Below are 13545 nucleotides of genomic sequence, written 5' to 3'. Positions count from 1 at the left end.
TTCTCCATACATATCCGAGGGAGGTGTTGCCAGTGACGATCCGTGCCTTAACCCCGTGGGAGGAGCATCGTTTCTGGATCGAAATTTTGCAGGACCATGCCTATTTCGTGCGCGATCATTTGGCCGTAATGGAGCAAGAGCCCATCCGGCTCGCACAATCGTACATTGACGCTTTTCAGTTGCTTTTTAACGAATTGCACGACTTGGATAAGGACGGCGGCTACGAGAATCCGGGCTTAGTCGCGTTCGCAAGGAAGGCTTGGCCGATCGCGAGCGGGTATTTTCAGCTGGAAGGCAGCCTGCAGCGCCTGCGCATCGCCAACCAGGTGAATTTGAATCTATCCCCGACTTATTTGAACGGCACGCTGAACGAGAATCAAGAATACTTGCGTATACTCGGCTATATGACGCACGGCCAAACCCCGCCTCCGCTGCCGCTCGTCGACTTGATGGATCTCTGGCTGGAGGATCAGCTCGGTCACGCAATCCTGCTGATCAACGTGCTGGACCCGGCAGAGAACGGCATTCGCGCGCGCGCGCAAATTCACTCGGACGCCTTCCGGGCATTGTTCAGCCAGAACGAAATCATTCGGGGCTATCTCCGCTTCTCCCCACCCGGCATCCCCGTCCAGATCCGCCTGGCCCGGGAAACGCTGACCGCCGTGAACGGCTTCTACGAGTTCGTGCTGGAGATCATACACTTGTACCGGGCGACCGCGCTGTTGGATCGGACGACGCTCCGCTTCCTGGAGCATCATCTGCCCGAGACGTGCTATTTCATCCGCAAGCTCGCCGATTTGGTGCCGGACGTAACCATCTCCGCGCATTGCTCGCTGACCAAGCCTACTTTTGTCGACAACCAGAAGCTGCCGACCAACCCTCCGGTCGTATAGCCGCTGTATCATCCAGCCCGTACGAAGCAAATGATGTGCCTATCGTTATCCAGGCGACAATAGGCGATTGGCAAAAAGACCCTTGATCCCAAAGCGGGATGCAAGGGTCTTCGCATGTGGATATCACGCGGTTAAGCTCAGCTACTCGGTATCCAGGAATAATAAATTTCGATAGACAAACTCGGTTGAATGATACTTGAAGGTGAGCGACACGCCCCCCTCTTCTGTCCCTGTTCCGATCGCGATCAAAGCCGGCGTACGAACGAGGGAACGGACCATCGCTCTAACAAGCGCATCATTGCTCCTGCGCACTGCCTTATTGAAGGCTGCCGCGAATTTGCAATCATGCGCAAGTTTGGCATACAGCGGCAATACGGCTCGGGCGATCGCCCTGTGTATGCGCGCTTCAAAAACGGACTGCGCGGAACCCGGCAGAATCGTCGTGCCATTGGTTAACACGAATCTCGAATCGCCTGATGGAAAAGCCACGAAATATCCGATACTGTTGGTACCCAGCTGCTCAAAGCTGATATGGGGCGATGCCGCGCGCAGCAACCTGGCCATCTTGTCGAGGTCGGTCCCTGCGACGGCCTTGCTCCACTTCGCCGCATAGGATGGGTGGACGGCAATCGCCCGATAGAAAGGCAGCATCTTCCGGGCAACTCGCCGCAGTACCCGAACGGGGACAAGCCCGTCTTTGCTCGTGCGAACAAAGGTTTTCTTTCTTGCCATAGGCGCATCCCTCCTATTCTCGCTATTGGTCATTTCTCCCTACAGCGTATGATGAAAAGGTTAGCCCGCTTGGGCATTCCATTGTTCGCCTGCCAGCCGATGCAGGGTGCGCGTCCTTCTCAAAAAAAACAAAAAAGCCGCGATTACGCGACTCCCCCCTTCTGTTCCTGTCGAAAAAAGCGCATCGAATGACGAAAACCCCTCAGGCCTATGCCAAAGGGGTTTATGTCTCGTCAGCGGCTTCGTCATCCGATGCCCTCGATTACTCGAACAGATCGCCCAGCACGTCGAGCACGTTTTTCTTCTTCTTATACTTGCCGCCGTGTCCGTAGCCATAGCCGCCGGACGAGTGGCCCCCGTAATAGCCTTGTTGGCCGGGCTGCGGCGGATAATACTTGCCGTCTTTGGGCTTATGTCCGTATTGCGGAGGCGGCGGGGTATGGCCGTAGCCAGGCTGGCCGTGGTTGCCGGACGAGCCGCCGTACCCGCTCTGCGGATTCGCGTAGCCGCCCGATGGCGGGCTGCCGTAACCCCCGCCCGGCTGCGGGGTCCAGGAAGAAGGCTGCGAAGGATTGCTCGGCGGCTGCGCGGACGGCTTCGTATATTGATCGAACAACCCGCCAGCGGGCGGGTTCGAAGCCGGTTGGCCTCCGTAATACTGCTGTTCCATCCGCGTATACTCGTTCTGCAGCGTTCTGACGTCTTTCAGCAGCTTGTCGAGCTCGCCGCGGTCAAGCCATACGCCCTTGCAATCCGGGCAGACGTCGATCAAGACGCCATCTTTCTCCACTTCCCGCATGCGGACATCGGTACAAATTGGACATTTCATCGCTCTTGCCTCCTAGGATGCGTTTTCAATAATCGTACCATATACGCCGTTCGCGCAAAATAGTTACAATTTCGCGCGTCGCGCATGAATCCCCGAACCGTTCCGAGCCATTGCGCTTCGCTTCGACTTCATTCTTGCCGGTTGCGCGCCTCGGCGTGCATAATGGGCAAGCCTTTCTCCATACCCATAATCGTAACGAGAACCTCGGAAGGGTGTGGGCTACCATGGTATTTAAACGAGTAGACCGGCTTGCAATCGATCTGCCGATTCCGAATCATCCCGATCCGAACGGCGCAAGCGCCGTTCAGGAGCTGCTGGGCGGGAAGTTCGGCGAAATGTCGACCTTGAACAATTACATGTTTCAATCGTTCAACTTCCGCGGCAAGTCGAAGCTGCGCCCATTCTACGACATCGTCGCCAGCATAACGGCGGAAGAATTCGGGCATGTCGAGCTGGTCGCCAATACGATCAACATCATGCTGATCGGCTCGAGCGCTCCGGGCGATCCGGATTCGACGCCGCTGCGCGTCGGCAAGGATGTGCGGATGACTTCGCATTTCATCGAATCGGCGCAATCCGCGCTCCCCTACGATTCCATGGGACGTCCCTGGAATGGGAGCTATGTCGTCAATAGCGGAAATCTGATCTTCGATCTGCTACATAATTTCTTCCTCGAGTGCGGCGCGCGAACGCACAAAATGCGCGTCTACGAGATGACGGACCATCCGACGGCTAGGGCGATGACCGGCTATTTGCTCGTCCGCGGCGGCGTCCACGTGCTCGCCTACGCCAAAGCGCTCGAGATGGCGACGGGCGTCGACGTAACGAAGATGTTCCCGATTCCGAAACTGGAGAATAAGGCGTTCGATGCGACCCGCGTATGGGAGGCAGCCGGCGAGCACCGAAGGCTCTACACCTTTAGCGACCAGGATTATAAACAGATCGCCAGCATATGGAAAGGGACGCATCCGAGCGACGGCGGCAGACTGGAAGCGATGGCGGGACTTCCCGGATACTGCGGCGTCATTCCGGATCTCCCGGACGTGCCGGAGGAATTCGCGCCGGGCGTCTCGGCCGAGGATTTGTTTCAAATCGCGGAGCGGCTGAAGCGCAGCGCGGGTCTCTAAACTTTTCTTGTCGGCCGGAACGGACTTGCGCAGGCGCAGGTCTGTTCCGCCGCTCGCAGATTTAGGGAGGACAACCCTCGGTTAAAGGACTATTTTCTTCTATCTCCCGCTGTTTATCTTATATTTACGTCCCCGATCTCATCCATTACGCTGGAATAAAGCGTTTACTTTCTAGCCTGAGGGGGATTTGTCCTTGAAACTCGATAACCGCGAACGTAAGACGAAAACCAAATTCGCCTACACCGCCCCGGCCAACGGATATCCGGAGTGGAACAACAATCCGGATATTTTCGCGCTCAACCGGATGCCGGCCCATGCGGCGCTCATGCCGTATGCGTCCGTCGAGGAAGCCATCCGAGGCGACAGAAGCGCATCCGCCAGCTATCTGTCGTTGAACGGCACCTGGAAATTCAGCTGGGCAGCCAATCCCGACGCCCGAATCGCCGGCTTCGAGCAGGACGCGTTCGACTGCGGCGCTTGGGCGGACATTCAAGTGCCCGGCCATTGGCAGCTTCAAGGCTATGATTACCCGCAATATACGAACATTCGATACCCATGGGAGAGCACGGAGGAGCTGAAGCCGCCGTTCGCCCCGACAACCTACAATCCGGTCGGTTCCTATGTTCGTCACTTTACCATACCAGCCGCATGGGACGGCCAGTCCGTCTACATCAGCTTTCAAGGCGTGGAGTCGGCGTTCTATGTATGGGTGAACGGCGATCTCGTCGGCTATAGCGAGGATACGTTCACGCCGGCCGAATTCGATCTGACGCCTTATCTGCGCAAGGGCGAGAATAAGCTCGCCGTCGAGGTGTACCGCTGGTGCGACGCCAGCTGGCTGGAGGATCAGGACTTCTGGCGGCTCAGCGGCATCTTCCGGGACGTCTATCTGTATACCCGCAAGCCGGTCCATATTTACGATTTCTTCGCCGTGCCCGATCTGGACGAACAGTATCGCGACGCGCAGCTGACGATTCGGGCTCTTATCGCGAACGAGTACGAGGCTGGTCACGCCCTCGCGTACTCGCTGGAAGCCATGCTATATGATGCCGCCGGAGCTCCGGCGCTCGATCAGCCATTCACGCTGCAGACGAATGTCGTGCCAGGCGACTCGGTCGCCGTGCAAGGCAGCATTCCCGTCGCCAACCCCGCGAAGTGGAGCGCCGAGCAGCCGAATCTGTACACGCTCGTCCTCGCGCTCCGCGACGAGACCGGCGCTGCTATCGAGACAGTCAGCTGCCGCGTCGGCTTCCGCAAGTTCGACATTCAAGACGGCCTGATGCGAATTAATGGCAAGCGCATCGTGTTCAAGGGCGTGAACCGGCACGAATTCTCCTGCGATCACGGCCGGGTTCCGAGCCGCGAGGATATGCTGACCGACGTCAAGCTGATGAAGTCGCATAACATTAACGCCGTGCGCACCTCCCACTACCCGAACGATTCGGCATGGTACGAGCTGTGCGACGAATACGGCCTGTATGTGATCGACGAGACGAATTTGGAGACGCACGGCAGCTGGTCTTACAATCAAAGCGAGCTTGGCGACTTCACGGTGCCGGGCAGCCGGCCGGAGTGGACGGCCAACGTGATCGACCGCGCGAACTCGATGTTCCAGCGCGACAAGAACCACCCTTCCGTGCTCATCTGGTCGCTGGGCAACGAATCGTTCGGGGGCGACAATTTCATCCGCATGCACGATTTCTTGCGGGAAGCCGATCCGAGCCGGATCGTGCATTACGAAGGCGTATTCCATTGGCGCGCCTCGGAGGACGCCTCCGACATCGAAAGCCACATGTACACCCGTCCGGACAAAGTGGAGCAATACGCGCTCGACAACCCGCGCAAACCGTTCATCCTGTGCGAATACGCCCACGCCATGGGCAATTCCGTCGGCGGATTACATCATTACACCAAGCTATTCGATCAATATCCGATTCTTCAGGGCGGCTTCATTTGGGACTGGGTTGATCAAGCGATCCGTCAGTATGGGGAGGACGGCAAGCCGTACATGGCCTACGGCGGCGATTTTGGCGAAAGCCCGCATGACGGCAACTTCTGCGGCAACGGCCTTGTTTTCGCCGACCGCGCCGTTACGCCGAAACTGCTCGAGGTTCGCAAATGCTACCAGAACGTCGATATCTTGGCGGTCGATGCGGTGAACGGAAGGTTCTCGATCTGGAACAAATCGCTCTTCACCGATCTCAGCGCCTACGCGGTTCGTTGGCAGATAACGGAGAACGGTCACGCTGCAGGAGAAGGGACGATTGCGCTCGCGGTCGAGCCGGACGGCCGAACGGAATTCGAGATTGAGCTGCCGAGACGCCAAGATCCGCTCGCGGAAGCGGTCGTGACGATCACCCTCCACTTGAAGGAAGCCACCTTGTGGGCCGACGCCGGCCATGAGATCGCGTTCGAGCAGTTCGTCCTCCCGGCTGCGGCGGGCATCGCCCGTGTCGGCGCGCTGGCGGCAGCCGGATCCGTGACGCTGACGGACTCGGATTCCGTGCTTGCCGTCGAGGGGAATGGCTTCCGCGCGGCCTTCGACAAATCCACCGGCGCGCTTGTCTCCTGGACATCCGGCGAACGCGAGACGCTGCTCGCTCCGCTCGTCCCGAACTTCTGGCGGGCGTACACGGACAACGACCGCGGCAACAAGCATCATGAGCGGTGCGCCACTTGGCGCGATGCGGGCCGCGACCGGCGATTGCTCGCGTTGACATGGGAAGCGCTGCAAGACCGCGTGCTGATTCGCGCGACGTTCGAGCTTCCCACGACGAATGTTTCCGCTTGCGTCATTCAATACGCGGTAATGGCTGGCGGCGAGATCGACGTGTCGATGGCACTCTCCCCGGGCGCCAACCTGCCTGAGATTCCGGAGATCGGACTCATGGTGCAGCTGGATCCTTCGTTCGACCGGTTAACCTGGTATGGCAAAGGTCCGCATGAATCCTACTGGGACCGCGAGAGCAGCGCGAAGCTTGCGATTCACGAAGGCCTCGTGGCCGACCAATTCGTGCCGTATCTACGCCCGCAGGAGTGCGGGAACCATACGCAGGTGCGCTGGGCGGAGATTAAGGATTCCGATGGCGCAGGACTGCGCATCGAGACCGGATTGCCGATCGAATTCAATGCGCTTCCGTATACCCCGTCCGAGCTCGAGTCGCACGATCACGCGCATCTGCTCCCTCCGGTCTCGAAGACGGTGCTGCGTATCAATCATAAGCAAATGGGCGTCGGCGGCGACGACAGCTGGGGGACGAAGCCGCACCAGGCATATTGGCTGGAAGCGAACCAGTCGTATGCGTACTCGTTCCGCATGAAGCTCATCTAACAGCTAACAGCAAGAGACCTCCGTGGCCGCGCCGCGGAGGTCTCTTCATGATCTATTCGACCGCACCTCTTCTTCACACAGGCGTCGTCTTCAGGTACACTCGAACTACACATCCGCGAGTTGACTCCGATTCGAAACGCGAAAGGAATATCGATGATGCCGTTTACGTTTGCCCACCCCGCGTTTGCCCTTCCAATCAAGCGAACAGCTCCTCGCTATCTCAGCACAACCGGTCTCGTATTAGGCAGCATGGCCCCGGATTTCGAATATTTTGCGAACCTCGAACCGCATGCCACGATCGGCCATTCCGTCTGGGGGCTGCTGCTGCATGCGCTGCCGCTGAGCGTGCTGCTCGCTGCCCTGTTCCATCTAGTCGTGAAAAAGCAGCTTGCCCTTCATCTGCCTTCGGTCTTCGCGCTCGACCGGCGCGCCTATCGGCTGCTTGGCCCATGGAAGCTCAATACGCTGCGAGCGTGGATTGTATTCCTCTGCTCCGTTATCATCGGCTTTCTCACGCATGTCGTACTTGACGCGTTCACCCATCAATCCGGCTATACTGTTCTTCGCTGGCCGCTGCTGCAGCAACCTGCGCTATTCGGGCTTCCGTTGTACAAATGTCTTCAGCACGGCCTGTCCTTGACCGGGTTGCTCTTCCTAGCCTTCCTCACCGCAGCCGCTCTGCGACGGGCGAAGACGGACCAGGTTAGCCTGCCGGTCGTCTCTTCGCGCCGCAAAGCGCGCTTCTGGCTCATGGCCGTCCTCGTCGCAGCGATTGTCGCAGCTGTTAAGCTGATCGTGTCGGACAGCGGGAACACGCTCGGTATTCTCGTCGTCTCGCCTCTGTCCGGCTTCTGTCTCGGACTGGTCGTCAGCTCAATCGTGTTCGGCCGCCGGTCGTAACATCGGCAAAGCCCTCTCCCAAGCAACCGCCTAGGAGAGGGCTTCCGTTTATTTTACCGTCGAGCGTTAGTTATAGTACGGCCAGCCGCTGGAATCCCAGTACAGGTCGCTGATGAGCAGCTTCGGATTGCCGTTGTCTGCCGCGCTGTACGCATGGCGAACGATGAGGTTCGTGCTCGGCACATCCTGGCCGCCCGGCCCGACCCATGCCGCGTTGCCGCTATCGATTACCGTCGCGCCGCCGTTCAACATCGACGTGCCGTCTTTCGCATAGTAAGGTCCGAACACGCTCGTCGAACGTCCAACCGCCACTTTGTACGTGCTGTTCGTGCCTTGGCAGCAGTTGCCGATGGATACGAACAGATAGTAGTAGCCGGTGCTGCCATTGTAGATGACGCTTGCGCCTTCAATGCCGCCGGATTTGGTCGCGACGCGATAGGAATTGCCCGTCGGCTTCATCGTGTTCTTGTCGATCGCCGTGATGTAGATGCCGGCGAACCAGGAGCCGAAGGCCATGAACAGGTTGCCGTTCTTATCGGCGAACACGTTCGGATCGATCGCGTTGTACGTGGAGGACGAATTCGAGCTTACGACCACGCCTTGATCCACCCAGTCCCCTTTCGCGATCGAGGTGCACGTAATCAGACCGATCGCGGACGTATTGGAGCCGAACGAAGAGATGGAATAGTACAGATGATACTTCCCGTTATAGTAATAAATATCCGGTGCCCATACGTCCAGCTTCGTATGATTCGGCACGTATTGGCTCCACCAGGCCGGCTCGGTCGCGAACACTTGGATGCCGCGGTTGAACGTCGTCCCGTTCGACGAATACAGCACTTGGATGCCTTGGCCCGTGCTGAATACCCATGTCGTGCCGTTCTCCACGATGTACGCCGGATCATGTACGCCGATGTCGCCCGATAGGGTGCGAGTGGAAGCGTTTACAGGAAAGGCCGCCATAAGCAGCAGCAAAGCAGATAATAATACAAGTGTTACATTCTTCTTACTTCTCTTAATCATGTTGACACGCTCCTATTCGATGGAATGTTGACGAAACTCCAGGTAGTCGGCTCTCACCTCCCATTAAGCGCGAATCGCATTGTTAGCGTTTGCAATTCGCATCATACAGATTTATTTCATCCCTCTACTCGTACGTAAGCCTGAATCTTTGAAATTCGGACCGGCGAACCAGAAGGAAATGAAACCGCACTAAACTAAGATTAATACTTTTGTTACCGTTATAATAATATCGTTTATTTCCTGTTCATAAATTAGCCCAATTCTTCGTAATAGTCAATCTTTTTTTGTTGTTTTATTTTATAACGAACAAAAGAACCTCGTTTCATGGAAAGCGACACGGTATAATTCCTGCGAGCTGCTTTGTCAGTCATAGCCCAATTGAGGTGCACAAAGCAAAAAAAGCGCCACAGGCGTAAATACCTGTGACGCCTCGTTATTGACCGAGGTGAACCGGCTAGTGCCGTCCCATGGCTGCGTGGTTGCCTCATTTATCGAATAGAGGACCCATTCCGGCTGGCAATTCAATGAACCCGCTACAAGCTCTTAAAGCAGTTGTTCGATGAGCGAACCCAGTTTGTACCCATAGGCATACGAAGTATCGACGAGCTGCTCCGTCCCGCGGATCACATATGTCGTCAGCTTCAACATGCCGAGCAAAACCAGCATAGCCCCTAGCGGCAAGGTCAAACGGAACCACTTCTCGAATTGGCGCCGCATCGCCTTTGGCCTCCTTTCTAATCCTCTGGGATATAGTAATTATCGCTGCCGATCTGAACGCTGTCGATCTCGCCCTTCCCGTCCGTATCGTGAGAGAAGAACAGCGCGCGCCGAACACTGCCGTCGCCGAAGTAGAGATCGAGCGTGTTGCCCTTAATTCGATATGTGCCGCCCGATTCGGAGGAACCGGCGGAATTCGTCGAACTTACGATCAAGTCCAAGGATCCAAGCGATATATCGGTGCTCTCGAACGTGCCGTCTTTGTTGAAGGTAATATACGACGTACTCGAGCTGGAGTAAGGCGTGATGCCGACCAACCCGCTGTAGCTAATATGCTTGTACGTGCTGTTCAGTTTGAGGCCTGCCGCTACCGGTTCGACCGGGAAAAGCACGATGTCGTTGATGGTCAGATGGCCTTCCTTCGACTTCTTGATCGTATAGGTGGTCCCATCGGCCAGCGTCATCTTCCCGCTCGCGATTTTGTAGGCGGAGCAGCCGTCGCGCTTGCAATCGATGGTCTCCGGTCCGCCGTGCGGCGGGAGCCCAACGAGAACTTGCTTCCCCGGCATGAACGTATACATATCCCAGCATGCGCCGCCGCACTCGTAGCCGCCGTAGTCGTCCCGGAATCCATAATACATGCCTTGCAGCTTGGCGAGATCCACCTTCTCCGGGCCAGGCTTATACGTGCCGCTGCCCTTGTACTTGTTCTCGACCTGGGCGGGATCCGCCTGCTTGACCGGCTGCTGGCCCGCGGACGAGGTTCCGCCGCTCTGCTCGGCGTCGCTTCCCTCCGCGCCTTGGCCGCTCCCGGCCGATTCCTCCCCGCTCGCCGCCGGCGGGTTGTCTGCCAGCGCGGCGAGCTGCTGCTGCAGCTGCTCCTTCGTCATACCTAGCGCCGTCCACAGCGCTTCGGTCACGATCGTGATCTCTCGATTCTTCGCGTCCCAGTGCACAATCGCGCCGGTCGCTTCGCCCACGAATCGCAGCGGGATGAGCACGGATCCGTTTACGCTGAACGCCCCCGCGCTCAACGCGACCTGCTCGCCGTTCACCGTCGCGGCCGGACGGTCGGTCGAGAGCGCGATCTGCAGTCCTTCCTTGCTGCCCGTAACAGCCTTCGTGCCTTCATCCCAGGCGACCGTCATGCCCATCGCCTCGAACAGCGCCCGGAACGGCACGAACATCGTCCCGCCTCGCACGACGACCTCTTGCTTGAACACAAGCTCGCTTGTGTCGACGAATACCCGGATCGGGCTCTCGCCTTGACCGCGCGCAGCCGCAGGCCACATCGCCATCATCAGGGCCGCGATCAACGCGAATAACGCCGACCGCCGCCATCCTGCCTTCATCACCTTCAACTTGGATTCCCTCCTCCGTGCTTCCCTGCCCTTCGATAGAGACCATCGACAGATTACCAGAATCAACCAACTTTTGCCAGGTTCCAAAGTTATGGCACATTTAGACTATGCCGCGGCCGAAATAACCAAGAACTCCAACTGCCTAGTTTAAGAAGGCAGGCTGCCAACCGAGTAACCGCGGCAAAGACATGCCCAAACAATAAAAGCAGCAAGCCGCCGGACGTATCCGACATGCTTGCTGCTTGGGATCGCCGGCCCGCTTGCCGACGTTCATCTGCTTATTTCGGTTGAATGTAGCCTTCCGCCTTCAACAGCTCGGCGATCAGCACCGCGCCGCCAGCCGCGCCGCGCAGCGTGTTGTGCGACAGGCCGACGAATTTGAAGTCGTACAGCGAATCTTCGCGAAGACGTCCGACCGACACGCCCATGCCGCGTTCGATATCGCGGTCAAGCTTCGTCTGCGGGCGATTCTCTTCCTCGAAGTACGTGATAAATTGCTTCGGCGCGCTCGGGAGCTGCAGCTCCTGCGGGCGGCCTTTGAAGTTCAGCCAGCGCGCGAGAATCTCTTCCTTCGACGGCTTCTTCTCGAACGAGGCGAATACGGTCGCCAAGTGACCGTCCGTTACCGGCACGCGAATGCACTGGGTCGTGATGAGCGGCGAGCTTGCCTTGACGATCTGTCCGCCCTCGACGGTGCCCCAGATGCGAAGCGGCTCCTGCTCGCTCTTCTCTTCCTCGCCGCCGATGTACGGAATGACGTTGTCGAGCATCTCCGGCCAGTCGGTGAAGTTCTTGCCTGCGCCCGAGATCGCTTGATACGTCGAGGCGACGACTTGGGTCGGCTTATAATCGAGCAGCGCGTTAAGCGCCGGCACGTAGCTCTGGATCGAGCAGTTCGGCTTGACGGCGATGAAGCCGGACGAAGTGCCCAGACGTTTGCGCTGCGATTCGATGACTGCGATGTGGCCCGGGTTGATCTCCGGGATGACCATCGGGATATCCGGCGTCCAGCGATGCGCGGAGTTGTTGGAGATGACCGGCGTGCCCGTCTTGGCGTACGCTTCTTCCAACGCTTTGATTTCGTCCTTCTTCATGTCGACCGCGCAGAAAATAAAATCGACGCCGCCCGCGACCTCTTCCACTTTGGAAGCGTCTTGCACGACGATTTGTTTGACCGCATCCGGGATCGGGGTATCCAGTTTCCAACGCCCCCGAACGGCTTCCTCGTAAGTTTTGCCGGCGGAGCCCGCGCTCGCGGCGATCGATGTCACCTCGAACCAAGGATGCCCATCCAGCAGCTGCACGAAGCGTTGGCCGACCATGCCCGTACCTCCGACGATACCGGCTTTCAATTTTTGCGACATATGCGTTTCATCCTTTCGGGTAATGTAATGGAAGATGATTGCGGCAACCTATTAAAACCTATTCAAACCACCGAAATCGGTTACGATTAGAGCGCGGACCGACGACGACGGCAATAAAAAAATCCCACCCCCAAGACGCAAGTCTCAGGGACGAGATTGGAATACTCGTGGTACCACCCAGATTCGCCAAGACGTCGCCGCCTGTGGCCTCTTCAAGTACGGCGCCCGCATGGCGTGCGCGTATACTTTAGCTCTGTAACAGGAGCTCCTGTCGCGCCACCCCCCGCAATAATCGGGTTCCGGCGCGCTGCTCGGAGTCTTTCTTCGATAAAGGTCCCTTTGCCCCTTCCCAGCAATCGGAGCTCTCTGTGAAAGTAATCCTTTATCTACTCGTCTCGTCAACGCATTTGAATGTTGCGCTAATAATAACAGATTACCCCCCGCGAGGTAAATAACCTTTTAGAAAATTCGCGAAAATTTTGCTGTCAACGCTGCCTAGGGTTGGAAACGCTCGTGCCGCATTGGATTACAAGGCTCGGAATGCGCGGTCCACGCGGGCCAGCATCTCTTTGCGCACGTCGTCCGATACGGACGTAACGCCGCCGAACAGCAGATGTTCAGCCACTTCGACGCCGCAAAATTCGAAAATGCCGCCACCGGACGTCTGCTTCAGCGAGCCCGTCATGCCGATCGACTCGTAGACCTCTTCGGGCGTGCCGTACGTATTGACGATGACGCCTCGCTTGCCCGCGAGCAGCTTGTCGATGCCGCCTTCGCTGTTGTATTGATAAGCGAATCCGTACGAGAAGGAGCGGTCGACATAGCCCTTCAATATTGCCGGCAGCCCCGTCCACCAGATCGGGTAGATGAACGCGATCACGTCGGCCTTGGCCACATATTCCTGCTCGGTCCGGATGTCTTCCGGCGTGCGGCCCGCGCGCATAGCGGACGTGTCCTCACCGGTGAGCACCGGGTTGAAATTCAGCTTGTACAAGTCCCGCACCGTGACGTCATGCCCGTTCGCACGCAAGGCGTCCGAGGCCGTGTTCAGAATGGCGCGATTAAAACTATCCTCGTGAGGATGTGCAAATACGAGAAGCGCGTTCATGGCAGTCGTCTCCCTTAAGATGAATATGGAAAGTAAACATACCCCATTATTGTGGCCGCGACGGCCTGGACTATGCATCAAGCTACGCCAAAGAAGAGCACCGTCTCCGTGCTCTTCTAGGTGCTATCGCATGCGCATCTCTTGCATGCACGTTGTAATC

At 57.6% G+C, this 13545-nt stretch carries 11 protein-coding genes and 1 other annotated feature; of the genes, 4 read left to right on the top strand and 7 right to left on the bottom strand.

What is annotated here, in order from left to right; all coding sequences use genetic code 11:
• Positions 1 to 32 precede the first annotated feature (32 nt).
• Positions 33 to 893: a DUF2935 domain-containing protein gene (locus ACFSKT_RS01500; protein ID WP_377720034.1), complete on the top strand. Its 861-nt coding sequence runs from the start codon at positions 33 to 35 to the stop codon at positions 891 to 893.
• Between the two features lie 141 nt (positions 894 to 1034).
• On the opposite strand, the gene ACFSKT_RS01495 is transcribed toward ACFSKT_RS01500, so the two are convergent.
• Positions 1035 to 1625 carry a hypothetical protein gene (locus ACFSKT_RS01495; RefSeq protein ID WP_377720033.1) on the bottom strand — a complete coding sequence of 197 codons (591 nt, stop codon included), beginning with the start codon at positions 1623 to 1625 and terminating at the stop codon, positions 1035 to 1037.
• Between the two features lie 262 nt (positions 1626 to 1887).
• Positions 1888 to 2454 (bottom strand): TFIIB-type zinc ribbon-containing protein, encoded by a 567-nt coding sequence (locus ACFSKT_RS01490; RefSeq protein ID WP_377720032.1) that lies wholly within the window; start codon positions 2452 to 2454, stop codon positions 1888 to 1890.
• Between the two features lie 224 nt (positions 2455 to 2678).
• Here ACFSKT_RS01490 and ACFSKT_RS01485 point away from each other — a divergent pair, with 224 nt between their 5' ends.
• The 3 genes from ACFSKT_RS01485 to ACFSKT_RS01475 all read left to right on the top strand — a co-directional run bounded on the left by ACFSKT_RS01485 (position 2679) and on the right by ACFSKT_RS01475 (position 7812).
• Positions 2679 to 3581: a manganese catalase family protein gene (locus ACFSKT_RS01485; protein WP_377720031.1), complete on the top strand. Its 903-nt coding sequence runs from the start codon at positions 2679 to 2681 to the stop codon at positions 3579 to 3581.
• Positions 3582 to 3774: 193 nt separating this feature from the next.
• Positions 3775 to 6912 (top strand): beta-galactosidase, LacZ type, encoded by a 3138-nt coding sequence (lacZ, locus tag ACFSKT_RS01480; protein ID WP_377720030.1) that lies wholly within the window; start codon positions 3775 to 3777, stop codon positions 6910 to 6912.
• A gap of 156 nt (positions 6913 to 7068) precedes the next feature.
• Complete coding sequence (locus ACFSKT_RS01475; RefSeq protein WP_377720029.1) at positions 7069 to 7812, top strand: DUF4184 family protein; 744 nt, start codon at positions 7069 to 7071, stop codon at positions 7810 to 7812.
• Positions 7813 to 7878: 66 nt separating this feature from the next.
• On the opposite strand, the gene ACFSKT_RS01470 is transcribed toward ACFSKT_RS01475, so the two are convergent.
• The 5 genes from ACFSKT_RS01470 to ACFSKT_RS01450 all read right to left on the bottom strand — a co-directional run bounded on the left by ACFSKT_RS01470 (position 7879) and on the right by ACFSKT_RS01450 (position 13385).
• A complete protein-coding gene (locus ACFSKT_RS01470; RefSeq protein WP_377720028.1) occupies positions 7879 to 8835 on the bottom strand; it encodes a glycoside hydrolase family 43 protein in 957 nt (318 codons plus the stop codon).
• 543 nt (positions 8836 to 9378) lie between these two features.
• Positions 9379 to 9552 carry a hypothetical protein gene (locus ACFSKT_RS01465; RefSeq protein WP_377720027.1) on the bottom strand — a complete coding sequence of 58 codons (174 nt, stop codon included), beginning with the start codon at positions 9550 to 9552 and terminating at the stop codon, positions 9379 to 9381.
• A gap of 17 nt (positions 9553 to 9569) precedes the next feature.
• Entirely contained in the window at positions 9570 to 10904 is a 1335-nt protein-coding gene (locus ACFSKT_RS01460; protein WP_377720624.1) for a copper amine oxidase N-terminal domain-containing protein, read from the bottom strand.
• Between the two features lie 287 nt (positions 10905 to 11191).
• Positions 11192 to 12277 carry an aspartate-semialdehyde dehydrogenase gene (gene asd / locus ACFSKT_RS01455; protein ID WP_377720026.1) on the bottom strand — a complete coding sequence of 362 codons (1086 nt, stop codon included), beginning with the start codon at positions 12275 to 12277 and terminating at the stop codon, positions 11192 to 11194.
• A gap of 143 nt (positions 12278 to 12420) precedes the next feature.
• Positions 12421 to 12688: a binding site (T-box leader), on the bottom strand.
• A gap of 115 nt (positions 12689 to 12803) precedes the next feature.
• Complete coding sequence (locus tag ACFSKT_RS01450) at positions 12804 to 13385, bottom strand: NAD(P)H-dependent oxidoreductase (RefSeq protein ID WP_377720025.1); 582 nt, start codon at positions 13383 to 13385, stop codon at positions 12804 to 12806.
• Between the last annotated feature and the right edge of the window lie 160 nt (positions 13386 to 13545).

This window comes from Paenibacillus xanthanilyticus (assembly GCF_042682185.1).
GTDB classification, from domain to species: domain Bacteria; phylum Bacillota; class Bacilli; order Paenibacillales; family Paenibacillaceae; genus Paenibacillus_Z; species Paenibacillus_Z xanthanilyticus.
This window is presented reverse-complemented; position numbering and strand designations above follow the sequence as displayed.